We start from the raw sequence: 16,107 nt of genomic DNA on the forward strand, positions 1-16,107 counted from the left end.
CGGATCTGCAAATCATTCCTTTGGCTGATTTGGCGGGCGTCCAAGGGCACTAAAGTGCTTACTTTCAGCCACGACCGTGCAGTCAGAAAAGGGACACTTATGTTGCAGACTCGCGTTATCCCCCCAGCCGAAGGCGCTTACCAGTATCCGCTGCTGATTAAACGGCTGCTGATGTCCGGCGCTCGTTATGAGAAAACCCGCGAGATCATTTACCGTGACCAGTTGCGCTACAGCTATCCGACCCTGATTGAACGGGTTGCAAGGCTGGCCAACGTGTTGACGGCGGCCGGCGTCAAGGCTGGCGATACCGTGGCGGTGATGGACTGGGACAGTCATCGATATCTCGAATGCATGTTCGCCATCCCGATGATCGGCGCGGTGATCCACACCATCAACGTGCGCCTGTCGCCGGAACAGATTCTCTACACCATGAACCACGCCGAGGACCGCTTTGTGCTGGTCAACAGCGAGTTCGTCGGGTTGTACCAGGCCATTGCCGGGCACCTGACCACGGTGGAAAAAACCCTGCTACTGACTGACCTGCCGGAAAAAACCGCCGACTTGCCGAACCTGATCGGCGAGTACGAACAGTTACTGGCGGCTGCCAGCACTCAGTATGACTTCCAGGACTTCGACGAAAATTCGGTCGCGACCACGTTCTACACCACCGGCACCACCGGCAATCCCAAAGGTGTGTACTTTACCCATCGGCAACTGGTTCTGCACACCATGGGTGTGTCGACCATCATGGGTGCCATCGACAGCGTGCGTTTGCTGGGCACAAACGACGTCTACATGCCGATCACCCCGATGTTCCACGTGCACGCCTGGGGCCTGCCGTATGTGGCGACCATGCTCGGGCTCAAGCAGGTCTATCCCGGCCGTTACGACCCGGAATATCTGGTGGAGCTGTGGCGCAAGGAGAAGGTCACCTTTTCCCATTGCGTGCCAACCATTCTGCAAATGGTCCTCAACTCCAAGGCCGCGCAAGGCACCGACTTTGGTGGCTGGAAAATCGTCATCGGCGGCAGTGCGCTGAACCGCACGTTGTACGAAGCCGCCAAGGCCAATGGCATTCAGCTGACCGCCGCTTACGGCATGTCGGAAACCGGACCGCTGATCTCATGCGCACACCTCAACGACGAGTTGATGGCGGGCACCGAAGACGAACGCACCACGTATCGGATCAAGGCCGGTGTGCCGGGGCCATTGGTGGAAGCGGCGATCGTCGACACCGACGGCAACTTCCTGCCCGCCGATGGCGAGACCCAAGGCGAACTGGTGCTGCGTGCGCCGTGGCTCACCGAGGGTTATTTCAACGAACCGCAAAAGGGCGCCGAGCTCTGGGCCGGGGGCTGGCTGCACACCGGTGACGTAGCGACACTGGACAGCATGGGTGTGATCGATATTCGCGACCGGATCAAAGACGTGATCAAGACCGGCGGCGAGTGGATCTCCTCACTGGACCTGGAAGACCTGATCAGCCGCCACGTGGCGGTACGCGAAGTAGCAGTGGTGGGGATTGCCGATCCGCAGTGGGGCGAGCGTCCATTTGCACTGCTGGTGGTCCGCGAAGGCCATGTGATCGGGGCGAAGGAGCTGAAGGAGCACCTCAAGCCATTTGTGGAATTGGGGCACTTGAGCAAGTGGGCCATCCCGAGCCAGATCGCTCTTGTTACTGAAATTCCCAAGACCAGTGTCGGCAAGCTCGACAAGAAGCGTATTCGCGTCGACATCACCGAATGGCAAGCCAACAACAGCACGTTCCTCTCGACGCTTTAAGCGTCATTTGGCGTGCCCTAAAGGCACGCCAACCCCACCAAGCAAGCGCTTGGCTTGTTAAATCTGAATTTTCAGCCATCCTTGCCGGGCCGACGGGCGTCGGCTTGGCAAAGGACTGTTCCAGAGTGGCTGGCAGCTGCAAATCACACTTTAGAGGGATCAAGCAGTACTACCTGCTGGCTATAGTCCGCTCAAGGATTTTTAAGAACGGGGCAAACGCACAAAACGGGGCGATGCATCTTTGGAATGAATTAGGGACCCTTTGGCTTCCAGTCATCCACAGCGTTTTTAGAAGTACTCACTGCCATAACAATAATGCACATGGAGTAGCGTCGATGACATCAGTAAACCAGTTCTGGCGCCGGGCGAAACTGCCTCTGGCGGTCAGTCTTGCCTCTACGCTCGCCGGGCCAGCATTCGGCGTCAGTTTCAACGTTGGTGAAATCGAAGGTCAGTTCGATTCATCCCTGTCGATCGGTGCCAGTTGGTCTACCGAGAGTGCCAACAAGAACCTCATCGGCGTCAACAACGGTGGTCGCGGCCTCTCCCAGACTTCCGATGACGGTCACTTGAACTTCGAGAGCGGGAAAACCTTCTCGAAGATCTTCAAGGGCATCCATGACCTTGAATTGAAATACGGCGACACTGGCGTTTTCGTCCGTGGCAAATACTGGTACGACTTCGAACTCAAGGACGAAAGCCGTCCGTTCAAGGACATCAGCGATAGCAATCGCAAGGAAGGCGCCAAGTCCTCTGGCGGCCAAATCCTCGACGCTTTCGTCTACCACAACTACTCCGTTGCCGATCAGCCGGGCTCCGTGCGTCTGGGCAAGCAAGTAGTGAGTTGGGGTGAAAGTACCTTCATCGGCGGCGGTATCAACTCGATCAACCCGATCGACGTGTCCGCGTTCCGTCGACCAGGTGCCGAGATCAAGGAAGGTCTGATCCCGGTCAACATGTTCTACGTGTCCCAGAGCCTCACCGAGAACCTCTCGACCGAAGCCTTCTACCAGCTCGAATGGGACCAGACCGTTACCGACAACTGCGGCACCTTCTTCTCGCAACCGGACGTGATTTCGGATGGTTGCGACAACAACCTTGCCGTACTGCGTACCCGTAACGGACTCAACAACGCATTGACGGCTGCGAGGCTGCCGGCTTCGCTGCGTAATGCCAGCATCAACACCCTGGCTGCCAGGGGCGTGAACTGGGGTGACCCGGATGAAGGCGTAATCGTTCGTCGCGGTCCGGATCGCGATGCCCGGGACAGCGGTCAATTCGGCGTGTCCTTCAAATACATGTTCGATCCGCTGGACACCGAGTTCGGCGCCTACTTCATGAACTACCACAGCCGTGCGCCGATTTTCAGCGGCCAAGGTGCTCCGGCGAGCGCTTACAGCGCGGCGGGCCTGGTGGGCTCGCTGGTGGCCAGGGGTGTTCCTCTCGCTGTCGCGCGTAACCTGGCACCGACCTTGTTGCCATTGAATGTGGCCGGTAACTCCAGCTACTACGTCGAGTACCCTGAAGATATTCGCCTGTATGGCTTGAGCTTCTCTACCACGTTACCGACAGGTACTGCGTGGAGTGGTGAAGTCAGCTACCGGCCGAATGCTCCGGTTCAGCTCAACACCACCGACATTCTCTTTTCCGGTCTGACACCTCTGAACCCTAACGTTTCCGTACTCCAAGGTACGCCAGGGGCGGATCAAAAAGGCTATCGCCGCAAGGAAGTGACCCAGCTCCAGACGACCCTTACTCACTTCTTCGACCAGGTGATGGGCGCCGAGCGACTGATCCTGGTGGGCGAGGTCGGCTTTACTCACGTTGGCGGTCTGGAAAGCACTTCCAAAGCGCGTTACGGTCGTGACCCGAGCTACGGCCCGGGCCCGTTGCCAGGTGGTCAGTGCCAGACATTGAACAGCGGCACCCTGGCCGGTGGACCACAAAACAACGTGAGCCGCTATTGTGAAAACGACGGATTCACCACCGCAAACTCCTGGGGTTACCGCGGTCGTGCCATCTGGGACTACAACAGCGTATTCGCCGGCGTGAACCTCAAGCCGAACGTGGCCTGGTCCCATGACGTGAGCGGTTACTCGCCAGGCCCTGGCGGCAACTTCGAGGAAGGTCGCAAAGCGGTCAGCCTGGGCGTTGATGCCGAATACCAGAACACCTACACCGCAAGCCTGGCGTACACCAACTTCTTCGACGGCAAGTACACCACCGTGGATGACCGCGACTTCGTTGCGCTCAGCTTCGGCGTGAACTTCTAAGCACTGATTATCAGGACGAACACACCTATGAAAATAACCAAGAGTCTGTTCCAAGTCGGTGTTCTGGGGCTTTCGCTGCTGGCGACCGGTGTCATGGCGGCGGTCCCTGCGGCTGAAGCGGACAAACTGGGCAAGAGCCTGACCCCGATGGGCGCCGAAATGGCCGGCAATGCTGACGGTTCGATTCCGGCCTGGAAACCATTGCCGAAAAACGCCGGCGCTGTCGACGGCAAAGGCTTCCTGTCCGACCCGTTCGCCAGTGAAAAGCCGCTGTTCACCATCACTGCGCAGAACGTCGACCAGTACAAGGACAAGCTCGCACCGGGCCAGTACGCGATGTTCAAGCGCTACCCGGAATCCTTCAAGATTCCGGTCTACCCGTCCCATCGCGGCGCCACCGTGCCGGATGCCGTGTTTGCCTCCATCAAGAAAAACGCCACCAGCACCAACCTGGTGTCTGGCGGCAACGGCCTGGAAAACTTCGAAACCGCAGTTCCGTTTCCGATCCCGAAGACCGGTGTTGAAGTCATCTGGAACCACATCACCCGCTATCGCGGCGGCAGCGTGACCCGCCTGGTAACCCAGGCCACGCCACAACCGAATGGCTCGTACAGCCTGGTGTACTTCCAGGACCAGTTCGTGTTCCGCGACAAGATGAAGGATTACGATCCGGCGAACCCGGGCAACATCCTGTTCTACTTCAAGCAGAAAGTGACCGCGCCGGCACGTCTGGCCGGTGGTGTGCTGCTGGTGCACGAAACCCTCGACCAGGTTAAAGAACCGCGTTCGGCGTGGGTCTACAACGCCGGTCAACGTCGCGTGCGTCGCGCGCCACAAGTGTCCTATGACGGGCCAGGTACTGCGGCGGATGGCCTGCGTACCTCCGACAACCTGGACATGTACAACGGCGCGCCGGATCGTTACGACTGGAAGCTCGAAGGCAAGAAAGAGATGTACATCGCCTCCGACAGCTACAAGCTCGACTCGCCTCAACTCAAGTACGACGACATCATCAAGGCCGGCCACATCAACCAGGACCTGACTCGTTACGAGCTGCGCCGGGTCTGGCATGTGGTGGCAACCCTGAAGGAAGGTCAGCGTCACATCTACGCCAAGCGTGACTTCTACATCGACGAAGACACCTGGCAGGCGGCCGTGATCGACCACTACGACGGTCGTAATCAATTGTGGCGTGTGGCGGAAGCTCACTCCCAGAACTACTACAACTTTCAGGTGCCGTGGTACACCCTGGAAACCTTGTACGACCTGCAATCTGGCCGCTACCTGGCACTGGGCATGAAGAACGAAGAGAAATCGGCGTATGACTTCGGCTTCACCGCAACCACCAGCGACTTCACTCCGGCTGCGCTGCGCCAAGAGGGTGTTCGCTAAGCGGTACTGAACAGAGGCCGCATCCTCTAAAAACGCCCCGACTGGTTCGGGGCGTTTTTTTGTTCGTAGTCTTTTTGTAGCCATTTGTAGCAATAACCTTCATTCCCTCTTCGTTTACCGCTAGGCTGCGGACATCTGCAACGCCGCCAACCGCCATTCAAACAAGAGCCGGCCATGACTGATCTGTCCCCACCCCCGGGCCCTGCAAGCGTTGCCGTCGCGGCATTGGACGGGCGCTTTTTTCGGCCTCCGTTGCCCGACGGCCATGTGCTGCGGCCTCGTCTGTGCGAGCGCCTGAGTGCGGGGCTCGGTGGCAGGCTGTTGCTGGTCAGCGCACCGGCGGGGTTTGGCAAAAGTTCGTTGGCCGTGGAGTTCTGCCAGGGCTTGCCGGCTCGCTGGCAAAGTCTGTGGCTGGGGTTGAGTCCGCGAGACAGCGATCCAGGGCGTTTTCTTGAGCGGTTGCTCGAAGGCCTCCAGGACTATTATCCGCAACTCGGCCGCCGGTCCCTGGGGCTGCTGAAAATGCGGCAGCGGCATCAGCCGTTTGCCTTTGAAGAATGGCTGGACGGTTTGCTCGATGAGCTGGCCGTGCACCTGTCACCGAGTACGCCTCTGCTGTTGGTGCTTGATGATTACCATCTGGCACAGGGCCCGGTTCTCGACCGCTGCCTGCAATTTTTCCTCAATCACCTGCCTGACGGCTTACTGGTCATGGTCACCAGTCGGCAGCGGCCGGACTGGCATCTGGCGCGCCTGCGGCTGTCGCGGCAACTGCTTGAGTTGAATGAACAGGACTTGCGCCTGACTCACGATGAAGCCTTGACCCTGCTTGATCGTCATAGCAGTTCCTTGCGCGGCGAAGCGCTGGAGAGCCTCATCCAGCGCAGCGAAGGTTGGGTCGCCGGACTGCGTTTCTGGCTGCTGGCGGCGTCCGAGGCGGGCACCCAGGGTGCTTTGCCGCAGACGCTGCATGGCGGGGAAGGGCTGATCCGCGATTACCTGCTCGAAGAAGTCATCGATTGTCTGCCCGCCGAGGTGCAGTCATTCCTTTACGACACCGCACCCCAGGAACGCTTTTGCAGCGAACTGTGCGACGCCGTTCGCGAAGCCCATGACAGTGCCGAGATCCTGCGTTTTCTGCTGGCCCATCAGGTGTTCCTGGTGCCACTGGATGAAAACGGTCACTGGTATCGCTACCACCATTTGTTTTCCGACCTGCTGCGCACCCGGCCTGCCGCGCAGGCGATGGTGCCGGCGGCCAGCCTGCACCTGCGCGCCTGTCGCTGGTTCAATGCCCAGGGGCTGCTCGATGAGGCGGTTGAGCAGGCGTTGCGTGCCGGGCACCTGGATGTCGCGGCGAACCTGGTCCAGAACCTCTCCGAAGAACAACTGCTGGCCGAACAGAACGTCGGAATGTTGCTGCGCTGGAAAATGGACTTGCCCGATAGCTTGCTGGTCAGCACGCCCCGGCTGATCGTGCTGTACAGCTGGGCATTGGGGCTGGCTTGTCAGCTGGACGCCGCCGAAGAACTGGCCAGTCATTTGAGCCGCTTCCTGCCGGCTCCGTCAGCCACGGCGCAGAAATCCATGCTGGCGCAATGGCTGGCCCTGAGCGGAATCATCGCTCGCGGGCGCGGCAATCGCGAACTGACGTTGCTCTATTGCACCGAAGCGCAGGAGAGCCTGCCGGCCAAACGCTACGGGCAACGCCTGATGTGCCTCTCGACCCTGTCCAACCTGGCCATTGCCGACGGCGACTTGTGGCGCGCACGCGGGTTGAACCGTGAATCTCTGGAGTTGGCGCAACGGGTTGGCAACCCGCTGTTCGAAGCGCTGGCCCATTACGACCGCGCTCGCGTGCTGCAAGCGCGAGGGGAAATCCTTCGTTCGCTGGATGAAGTGCGTCAGGGGCTGCAACGCCTGCAACAGTTGTCCCCGCAACGGCTCTATGCGGTGCGCGCCCGGCTGACCTTGTACGAGGGCTTTTTACTGGCCCTGCGCTTGCAACCGCAAGTTGCACGGGCACGTTTGCAAGCCGGTTTGAGTGAAGCACGCGCGTGTCGCGACATCAGCGTATTGATCGGTCACTGCGTGATCGCCCGGCTTGAGGGCAGCAGCGGCGAATTCGCCAAAGCCTTTGCCGAACTCGCCGAAGCCGAGCGCTTGATGCACATTTGGGATGTGCCGCCGATCTACTACCTGGCGATGATCACGCTGGTCAAATGTGAACTCTGGCTAGCTCAGGGACGTACCGATCTGGCCGAAGCCTGGCTCGCTCGCTTGGGTCAGACCTATAACGGCGAACACGCTGCAGCACCTCCGGAGTTCCATCCGCAACTGCCGCTGCATATCGAGTTGCAGCAGGCCTTGCTGGAGGTCATTCAAGGGCAGCCGATGCTGGCCGAAGGACGCTTGAATGCGTTGCTTGAGCATGGGCAGCAAACCGGCAGGCAGATGCTCAGCGTGATGGCGTTGACGCAGAAAGTGACGTTGTTGCTGGGAGGCGGGCGCGAACCCGAGGCTCGCAAAGCGTTGGCTCAAGCCCTGGAGGCGGCGGCCGGTGGGGGGCTGCAACCGTTTGGCGGGTTGTTGGCTGAACATCCGGACTGGCTGCGTAACCAGCTTCAACTCGGTGTGCCGACCCCTGTTTCATTGAGCCTTTCAGAAAAGCTTCCGGCAGTTGCAGCCCGTCCCGCCGCGGAGTCATCCGCCGCGGCGGAACAGCTCAGTGCACGGGAAATGGCCGTCCTGCGACTGATCGCCCAAGGCTGTTCGAATCAGGAAATCAGCGATCAGCTGTTCATCTCCCTGCACACGGTAAAAACCCATGCCAGCCATATCAACAGCAAGCTCGGGGTGGAGCGGCGTACGCAGGCGGTGGCGCGGGCGAAAGAGTTGGGTGTATTGCAGTAATCGCCGTTGAAGTCCTCCGAAACAAGTTGGGCCTTGCGATCAGAGATTTTAGGTCATTTCTCCTCTGAGACAGTCGCTCCGGATGTCTGCCCCACGTCGATGGCGTGCTTCAGGATCGACAATAAGCCGATGGCGCAGTCATCTGCGGTTTCACTGGCAATGGACTTCTGCAGATTGTCACCCAACGCTTCCCTCATTTTTTTTCTGGGCAACGTTGCATTCCACTCCAGCAGCTTTTGGATCGCCGGGGCGGGGACACCGCTGGATTTGTGATAGAGGCTTTCTGCGGTGCCGTCGCTTATGATCGCGAAGCCGGTCGGGGCATCGATTTGCCCGCGGTACAACCTGAGCCGCGACGCCGCTTTATGGTCAGTCAGAAACAGGGTGGTATTGGCGAACTCGCCATTTTCTGGATGAGAAAGGGCCTGAAGCTGTCCGTCTGCTTCAACGCTTGCGATGACCCCATTGCCCAAGTGGCCTGCCAGGTAGCGGCCTCGTGAGTACGCGACGAACGACAAAGTACAGGCCAGGTCGTTGATATCGCCGCCGAGCTTTGCAGATTTGCGTCTGAACGCGTCCAGGCAGCGATTAACCAGTCGCTGGGCTGCCTTCGCGTTGTGTTTGTCCATGTTTTGCCAGAGGCTTTCAAAGTTTTTGCAAACAAAGGCCAGGGTCGCCGTGACCGCTACTTGGGCGCCGATTTCGGATCTGGCTCTGGAGCCAGCCCCTTCGGCCAATGAAATGCAGGTCACTTCGTTGGACTCTCTGGCCGCGACATAGTCCTGGCAAGGCGTTTGAGTCTCGAGGTGCGAGCGTCCTGCCACAAACGCGCAGGCCGTTTTACAGCTGAAGTCTACCGGGATCTCGGGCATGGTTCAGACCTGTGCCCAGGCTTCAATACCTTTAATGTCCTGACGAAGGAGATAGTCTTCTTGCATGGGATTATCCTTTTTGGGCTGAGCGTTACAAAAAACGCTTCGAGAGTCGTTTGAACCAGGCATCGGCTTCCTGCCGTCTTGTTTCAAAATAGGCGCGGCGCGAGGATAACCTATCAATTTTGCGGATCACAACCGCAGTACCCAGCCTTGGCACCAGGATTAAACCGATGCAAACCCCGAATACAGCCCTCATCCGCGAAACCTTCCCCGTCGGCCCGTTGCAGTGCAACTGCACGATCATCGGCGATCCGATCACCAAAAAGGCCATCGTGGTCGATCCTGGAGGCAATCACGAACTGATCCTCGCGCGGCTCGACGCACTGGGCCTGAAGGTGGTCAGCATCATTCACACCCACGCGCACCTTGATCACTTCCTGGCTTCCGGTCAGTTGAAGGAGAAAACCGGCGCAACCCTGCATTTGCATAAAGAAGATCAATTTCTCTGGGACAACCTGGAGATGCAGTGCCAGATGTTCGGTGTGCCTTACACGCCAGTGCCGTCGCCGGATCGCTGGTTGGCCGATGATGAAGAACTGGCGTGCGGTTGCGGTGTAGCATTGCACACGCCGGGTCATACGCCGGGCTCCATGAGCTTTTGGTTTCCAGAGGCTAAACTGCTGATTGCCGGTGACACGTTGTTTCGTCGCGGGGTTGGGCGCACGGATTTGTGGGGTGGCGATCAGGCGACCATCGTGCGGTCGATCAAGCAGCGGCTGTACACCCTCGATGAAGAGGCGACGGTGGTGACCGGGCATGGTCCGGACACGCGTCTGGGCGATGAAATGCGCGAGAACCCTTTTGTGCGGGCATGATTTCTGCTGTTGTAAGGGGCGTCGCGGAATTTTTTTAATCCGCAATGATCCAACGCCCGCAAAGGTTTAATGCCTTGGTCCGTTGCACCACAGAATGCAAAAATCAGGAGCTCTTCATGTTCACCAAGCGTCGTTTGATTATTGTCGCTACTGCCGTGGCCTTGTTGTCTGGCTGCGCCTCGCCTAACCCTTACGACAATCAGGGGCAGGCCGACGGTGGCTCCACGGGCATGAGTAAAACCGCCAAATACGGCGGCCTCGGCGCTCTGGCCGGTGCGTTGGCCGGTGCCGCCATCGGTCACGACAACCGTGGCAAGGGTGCGCTGATTGGCGCTGCCGTGGTCGGCGCTTCTGCGGCCGGTTACGGTTATTACGCCGACCAGCAAGAAAAGAAATTGCGTGCCAGCATGGCCAACACCGGGGTGGAAGTGCAGCGCCAAGGTGATCAGATCAAACTGATCATGCCGGGCAACATTACCTTCGCTACCGATTCGGCGAACATCGCGTCGAGCTTCTACCAGCCGCTGAACAATCTGGCAGGCTCGCTCAAGGAGTTCAGCCAGAACCAGATCGAGATCGTCGGTTTCACCGACAGCACCGGCAGCCGCCAGCACAACATGGACCTGTCCCAGCGTCGCGCCCAGAGCGTGGCGACTTACCTGACGTCGCAAGGCGTGAGCGGTGCCAACCTGTCGGCTCGCGGTGCCGGGCCGGATAACCCGATTGCCAATAACGGCGACGTCAATGGCCGGGCGCAGAACCGTCGGGTCGAGGTCAACCTGAAGGCGATTCCGGGTCAGCAATATCAGCAGCCGACTCAGCAGTACCAGTAACAGCCTGACTGAACCCCAGGCGTAAAAAAGCCCGCCCGATCCTTAACAGATCGGGCGGGCTTTTTTGTATCGCGCGAAACCTGATTACTTTTTCAGGCCGTAATGCTCATCGAGCATGCCCGGCGCGTTAGGGGCTTTGGGGGCGTAATCACGAGGCGGCTCCTGATTGCGCGGTGGCGTCAGGCGTTCCCGTGGGGCCACTGCCGCATCGGCGTGCAGCGAGGCCAGCAAGCGTTGACGGGTCTGCTCGTCCAGGGCCAGGCGGTTGGCACCCTCGGCGAGATGATCCTGCACTTCCTGATAGCTCTGAGTCAGTTTCTTGACCAGGGTTGCAGTGCTGTTGAAGTGGGTGACCACCTCGTTCTGATAACTGTCGAAACGTTCCTGAACGTCATCCAGCTGACGTTGTGTGCTGCTAGGAGCGGCATTCGGCACCAGGCGAGCGATCAGGAATCCAATGGCGACACCCACAACCAGGGCAAGAGTCGGTAACAACCAAACTAAGAGCGAGTGTTCCACGAGTCCTTCCTCTATAAACGGCTTTGCTTTACGTTAACGGCTCGAACCTGCGCTGTATACCGCGATTCACTCGCAATAGATTGGCACAGACAATTTGCTAGACGAGTCGACCCGATTAGAGGTCACGGAGTTCCTTCCTTGCTTATGCGCGAAACCCCTGTAGTGATTGATGGCCCGGTCGGCCAACTGGAAGCTCTATATCTTGATAACGAGCAGCCCCGCGGCCTGGCGCTGATCTGCCATCCTAACCCGGTGCAGGGCGGCACCATGCTCAACAAAGTCGTCTCGACCTTGCAGCGCACCGCGCGCGATGCCGGTTTGATTACTGTGCGCTTCAATTATCGCGGCGTCGGTGCCAGCGAAGGCACCCACGATATGGGCACGGGTGAAGTTGACGATGCTCAAGCGGTCGCCGAATGGCTGCGGGCCAAACAACCAGATTTGCCGCTGACCCTGTTCGGTTTTTCCTTCGGTGGTTTTGTTGCGGCAAGTCTCGGTGGACGCCTGGAAGCCAAGGGCGAACAGCTCAAGCATTTGTTCATGGTTGCGCCAGCGGTCATGCGCCTGGGCGATCAGGATCAACTGCCGCAGCACGGCGAGTTGACCCTGATCCAGCCGGAAACCGACGAAGTCATCGATCCACAAGCTGTCTACGACTGGTCCTCGAAACTCGAGCGCCCCCATGAGCTGCTGAAAGTGGCAGAATGCGGACACTTTTTTCATGGCAAGCTGACCGATCTCAAGGATCTGATCCTGCCGCGTCTTTCGAATTGATTGCAGTCTGACAAGCGATTACCCATGACGACTCGTACCCGTATCCTCACCGGCATCACCACCACCGGCACGCCTCACCTGGGCAACTACGCCGGCGCCATCCGCCCGGCGATCGTCGCCAGCCGTGACAGCAATGCCGATTCGTTCTACTTCCTGGCCGACTACCACGCCCTGATCAAATGCGATGACCCGCTGCGCATCCAGCGCTCGCGTCTGGAAATCGCCGCGACCTGGTTGGCCGGTGGCCTGGACGTCGACCGCGTAACGTTCTATCGCCAGTCCGACATCCCGGAAATCCCCGAGCTGACCTGGTTGCTGACCTGCGTCGCCGCCAAGGGTCTGCTCAACCGTGCCCATGCCTACAAGGCTTCGGTGGACAAGAACGTCGAAACCGGCGAAGACCCGGACGCCGGCATCACCATGGGCTTGTACAGCTACCCGGTGCTGATGGCGGCGGACATTCTGATGTTCAATGCCCATAAGGTGCCGGTCGGTCGTGACCAGATCCAGCACGTGGAAATGGCCCGTGACATCGGCCAGCGCTTCAACCATCTGTTCGGTCAGGGCAAAGAGTTCTTCACCATGCCCGAGGCGCTGATCGAAGAAAGCGTCGCGACGCTGCCAGGCCTTGACGGTCGCAAGATGTCGAAGAGCTACGACAACACCATCCCGTTGTTCAGCAGCGCCAAGGAAATGAAGGACGCCATTTCGCGGATCGTCACCGACTCCCGTGCGCCAGGCGAGGCGAAAGATCCGGACAACTCGCACCTGTTTACCCTGTTCCAGGCGTTCGCCACTGCGGCACAGGCCGACGAATTCCGCAGCGAACTGCTGCAGGGTCTGGGTTGGGGCGAGGCGAAGAATCGTCTGTTCCAGCTGCTGGACAACGAATTGGGCGAGTCCCGCGAGCGGTATTACCAACTGATTGAGCGCCCGGCAGACCTGGAAGACATCCTGCAAATCGGCGCCAGAAAGGCCCGCTCGGTGGCGACCCCGTTCCTCCACGAACTGCGTGAAGCGGTTGGCCTGCGCTCTTTCGTCGCTCAGACCCAGGTCGCGACCACCACCAAGAAGAAAACCGCGAAAGCCGCGCGTTTTGTCAGTTTCCGCGAAGAAGACAGCAGTTTCCGTTTCCGTCTGCTGGCGGCCGATGGCGAGCAGCTGCTGTTGTCGCGCAACTTCGCCGACGGCAAAACCGCAGGTCAGGTGACCAAGCAGTTGCAATCGGGTCAGCCGTTGGAGGTGCGCAGTGAAGACCGCAGCTTCAGCGTCTGGCTGGAAGGCGAGTGCGTGGCCGACAGCCCGACTTTTGCTGACGACGCCGCTCGCGACGTCGCCATCGACACCTTGCGGGTTGCCCTGACCCCGGTTCAGGAATAATCAACGGCTCGGTCCGACCAAGGGCCGATTGCCATTCCCACGGGCCGTCGCTACAGTGACGGCCCGTTTTTGTTGCCTTGCTAACGAATTATGACGCCCCTAGAACGATATCAAGCTGATCTGAAACGCCCAGACTTCTTCCATGACGCTGCGCAGGAAACTGCAGTGCGCCATTTGCAGCGCCTTTACGACGACCTGGTCGCGGCCTCGCACAGCAAACCGGGTCTGTTCGGCAAACTGTTTGGCAAGAAAGACGCGGCGCCGGTCAAGGGTCTGTACTTCTGGGGTGGCGTCGGTCGCGGCAAGACCTACCTGGTCGACACCTTCTTCGAAGCGCTGCCGTTCAAGGAAAAGGTCCGCACTCACTTCCACCGCTTCATGAAGCGCGTGCACGAAGAGATGAAGACCCTCAACGGTGAGAAAAACCCGCTGACCATCATCGCCAAGCGCTTCTCCGACGAAGCCCGGGTGATTTGTTTCGATGAGTTCTTCGTGTCCGACATCACCGACGCGATGATCCTCGGCACGCTGATGGAAGAGCTGTTCAAGAACGGCGTGACCCTGGTCGCGACCTCGAACATCGTGCCGGACGGCCTGTACAAGGACGGCCTGCAACGTGCGCGCTTCCTGCCGGCCATTGCGCTGATCAAGCAGAACACCGACATCGTCAACGTCGACAGCGGCGTCGATTATCGTCTGCGCCACCTTGAACAAGCGGAGCTGTTTCACTTCCCGCTCGACGACGAGTCCCACGAAAGCCTGCGCAAAAGCTTCCGCGCCTTGACGCCGGAATGCACGGCAGCCATCGAAAACGACGTGCTGATGATCGAGAACCGCGAAATCCGTGCCTTGCGCACCTGTGATGACGTGGCCTGGTTCGACTTCCGCGAACTCTGCGACGGCCCGCGCAGCCAGAACGATTACATCGAGCTGGGCAAGATCTTTCACGCCGTGTTGCTCAGCGGTGTCGAGCAGATGAGCGTCACCACCGACGACATCGCCCGGCGCTTTATCAACATGGTCGACGAGTTTTACGACCGCAACGTGAAGCTGATCATTTCTGCTGAAGTCGAGCTCAAGGATCTGTACACCGGCGGTCGCCTGAACTTCGAGTTCCAGCGCACCCTCAGCCGTCTGCTGGAAATGCAGTCACACGAGTTCCTGTCCCGGGCGCACAAGCCGTAGGTTTTTTCGGAAAATAAAAAAGGGCCTGCAAATGCAGGCCTTTTTTTGTGCGCTGTGTGTCAGTTTTGAGCAAGAAAGCGCACCAATTCATCTTGTCGCTGGCAGCCGACGAGCAGCCACAGCAGGATTCGGGCTTTGCGTGGACAGAGAAATCCAGCCATCAATGCACCTTTACTGATCAGGTCCATCTCGCTGCCAATAAATCCGTAGGTCGATTGAGCCGTGGAGCCGGAACCTGTCCGCGTAAACCGCTTCGCTATGCAGGTAGGGTGAGGCCAGCGGATCGCCATTCGCGTCCACCCGACCATGAATCAGTTGCAGCTGGCTGCTGAATCCAAAAATGGCAGTGCGCAGGGGATATAGGGAGCAGACATCGTAAAAGGCCCCCCAGCTACCGTCGCCGATGCCTATGGCATAGAAGATCGCGGACTCCTGCGCGGACATTCCCATTCCGCCAAAGTCCCCCGGTGAGCGTTCATCCCAAGCTTGCAGGGCGGGCATGCTGACCAGGTCGCGAAACGAAACGCTCTCGTATTTTTCGACGATAGCGGCCCACATGGCTTCCCATTCCTGACTGGCGTAAACCTCTGCGGCGTGCCGGGTCATGCGATCGGCAAAGGCCTTCCATTTTGCATAAACCTTTTGCAGTTCTTCACCGGGAGGTGGTGTCTGGCCATCTTCATTTTTCCAGATCAGCATCTGCGGAGTCGGTCCGGCACCCATGCTGCCCTCTCGCAGATAGATCCCGGTCGAGGTGACCCATTGGCTTCCGGGATTGGCAAAATCTGAAAACGCCAGGTCGAATGCCTTGGCGTAATAAGCCATCAGCGATCGGCCCTCTGTCGGTGACTCGTCCGCCCGGTTGAAGAAGGGCATGCGCATGGCCCCCATTAAACGGTGTATGACTCATCGCCGAGTTCGGGCTTCCAGGGACGGTCAGGTGTCTGCCGCCTATGCGTCTGGATTGTTCTATGAGGGTGATTTGGGTGAACCCGCAACGATAAAGTTCTCTGGCGGCAGTCAGTCCGGTGACGCCGGCGCCAATAATGCAAATTTTATGTTGTGGGTCAGTTGCCTTGGCGATGCCGTTTTCCTGTTCAACCAATGCTCGATAGTCGAAGCACAAATCTGGCGGGTTGGGGAAACGGGCCTTCCACTTGTTTTCCGCCGAGCGTTTGGGGCGAGCGGCATCCTTCGTGGCATAGGAGGGGTAGTTGTAGCTTGATCCGATAGTCACTGTTGATCTTCCCTGATGGTGATTTCAGGGACGATGTTGAGGTTCTGAACGCGCAGCGTATAGGAGACA

At 58.9% G+C, this 16,107-nt stretch carries 12 protein-coding genes and 2 pseudogenes; 10 read left to right on the forward strand and 4 right to left on the reverse strand.

Annotated elements, in window-relative coordinates:
- Nucleotides 1-99 precede the first annotated feature (99 nt).
- From ACYZTX_RS07000 to ACYZTX_RS07015, 4 genes are all read left to right on the forward strand, one after another.
- The gene (locus tag ACYZTX_RS07000) at nt 100-1,782 is read left to right on the forward strand and encodes a fatty acid--CoA ligase (protein WP_462033468.1); all 1,683 of its coding nucleotides are present in this window, start codon (nt 100-102) and stop codon (nt 1,780-1,782) included.
- A 335-nt stretch (nt 1,783-2,117) separates the two neighbouring features.
- Nucleotides 2,118-4,055, forward strand: coding sequence for a DUF1302 domain-containing protein (locus ACYZTX_RS07005; RefSeq protein ID WP_462033469.1), 1,938 nt, complete (start codon nt 2,118-2,120; stop codon nt 4,053-4,055).
- A gap of 27 nt (nt 4,056-4,082) precedes the next feature.
- Complete coding sequence (locus ACYZTX_RS07010) at nt 4,083-5,447, forward strand: DUF1329 domain-containing protein (RefSeq protein WP_462033470.1); 1,365 nt, start codon at nt 4,083-4,085, stop codon at nt 5,445-5,447.
- A gap of 174 nt (nt 5,448-5,621) precedes the next feature.
- On the forward strand, nt 5,622-8,360 hold the full coding sequence (locus ACYZTX_RS07015; RefSeq protein ID WP_462033471.1) for a LuxR C-terminal-related transcriptional regulator: 2,739 nt from the start codon (nt 5,622-5,624) through the stop codon (nt 8,358-8,360).
- 53 nt (nt 8,361-8,413) lie between these two features.
- Here ACYZTX_RS07015 and ACYZTX_RS07020 read toward each other — a convergent pair whose 3' ends face one another.
- Nucleotides 8,414-9,232 carry a PP2C family serine/threonine-protein phosphatase gene (locus tag ACYZTX_RS07020; RefSeq protein ID WP_462033472.1) on the reverse strand — a complete coding sequence of 273 codons (819 nt, stop codon included), beginning with the start codon at nt 9,230-9,232 and terminating at the stop codon, nt 8,414-8,416.
- 233 nt (nt 9,233-9,465) lie between these two features.
- Here ACYZTX_RS07020 and ACYZTX_RS07025 point away from each other — a divergent pair, with 233 nt between their 5' ends.
- Both ACYZTX_RS07025 and ACYZTX_RS07030 read left to right on the forward strand, forming a co-directional pair.
- Complete coding sequence (locus tag ACYZTX_RS07025) at nt 9,466-10,110, forward strand: MBL fold metallo-hydrolase (RefSeq protein WP_462033473.1); 645 nt, start codon at nt 9,466-9,468, stop codon at nt 10,108-10,110.
- Between the two features lie 116 nt (nt 10,111-10,226).
- The gene (locus tag ACYZTX_RS07030; protein WP_461974221.1) at nt 10,227-10,943 is read left to right on the forward strand and encodes an OmpA family protein; all 717 of its coding nucleotides are present in this window, start codon (nt 10,227-10,229) and stop codon (nt 10,941-10,943) included.
- An 84-nt stretch (nt 10,944-11,027) separates the two neighbouring features.
- Here ACYZTX_RS07030 and ACYZTX_RS07035 read toward each other — a convergent pair whose 3' ends face one another.
- Nucleotides 11,028-11,462, reverse strand: coding sequence for a Z-ring associated ZapG family protein (locus tag ACYZTX_RS07035; protein WP_283181616.1), 435 nt, complete (start codon nt 11,460-11,462; stop codon nt 11,028-11,030).
- A 144-nt stretch (nt 11,463-11,606) separates the two neighbouring features.
- Between ACYZTX_RS07035 and ACYZTX_RS07040 the strand changes: the two genes are divergently transcribed.
- The 3 genes from ACYZTX_RS07040 to zapE all read left to right on the forward strand — a co-directional run bounded on the left by ACYZTX_RS07040 (nt 11,607) and on the right by zapE (nt 14,801).
- Nucleotides 11,607-12,236 carry an alpha/beta hydrolase gene (locus tag ACYZTX_RS07040; protein ID WP_462036999.1) on the forward strand — a complete coding sequence of 210 codons (630 nt, stop codon included), beginning with the start codon at nt 11,607-11,609 and terminating at the stop codon, nt 12,234-12,236.
- Between the two features lie 24 nt (nt 12,237-12,260).
- Nucleotides 12,261-13,616: a tryptophan--tRNA ligase gene (locus ACYZTX_RS07045; protein WP_462033474.1), complete on the forward strand. Its 1,356-nt coding sequence runs from the start codon at nt 12,261-12,263 to the stop codon at nt 13,614-13,616.
- Between the two features lie 90 nt (nt 13,617-13,706).
- A complete protein-coding gene (zapE, locus tag ACYZTX_RS07050) occupies nt 13,707-14,801 on the forward strand; it encodes a cell division protein ZapE (RefSeq protein WP_462033475.1) in 1,095 nt (364 codons plus the stop codon).
- A gap of 59 nt (nt 14,802-14,860) precedes the next feature.
- Here the strand turns inward: zapE and ACYZTX_RS07055 are convergent.
- Together ACYZTX_RS07055 and ACYZTX_RS07060 are read right to left on the reverse strand one after the other, a co-directional pair.
- Nucleotides 14,861-15,049, reverse strand: a pseudogene (locus ACYZTX_RS07055) (asparaginase); the annotation flags it as partial.
- Nucleotides 15,048-15,855, reverse strand: a pseudogene (locus ACYZTX_RS07060) (NAD(P)-binding protein); the annotation flags it as partial. The pseudogenes ACYZTX_RS07060 and ACYZTX_RS07055, both read right to left, overlap by 2 nt.
- On the opposite strand from ACYZTX_RS07060, the gene ACYZTX_RS07065 reads away from it, so the two are divergent.
- Nucleotides 15,742-16,026: a hypothetical protein gene (locus tag ACYZTX_RS07065; protein ID WP_462037132.1), complete on the forward strand. Its 285-nt coding sequence runs from the start codon at nt 15,742-15,744 to the stop codon at nt 16,024-16,026. The pseudogene ACYZTX_RS07060 and the gene ACYZTX_RS07065 overlap by 114 nt on opposite strands.
- Nucleotides 16,027-16,107 lie beyond the last annotated feature (81 nt).

This window comes from Pseudomonas sp. MDT1-17, from assembly GCF_054898105.1.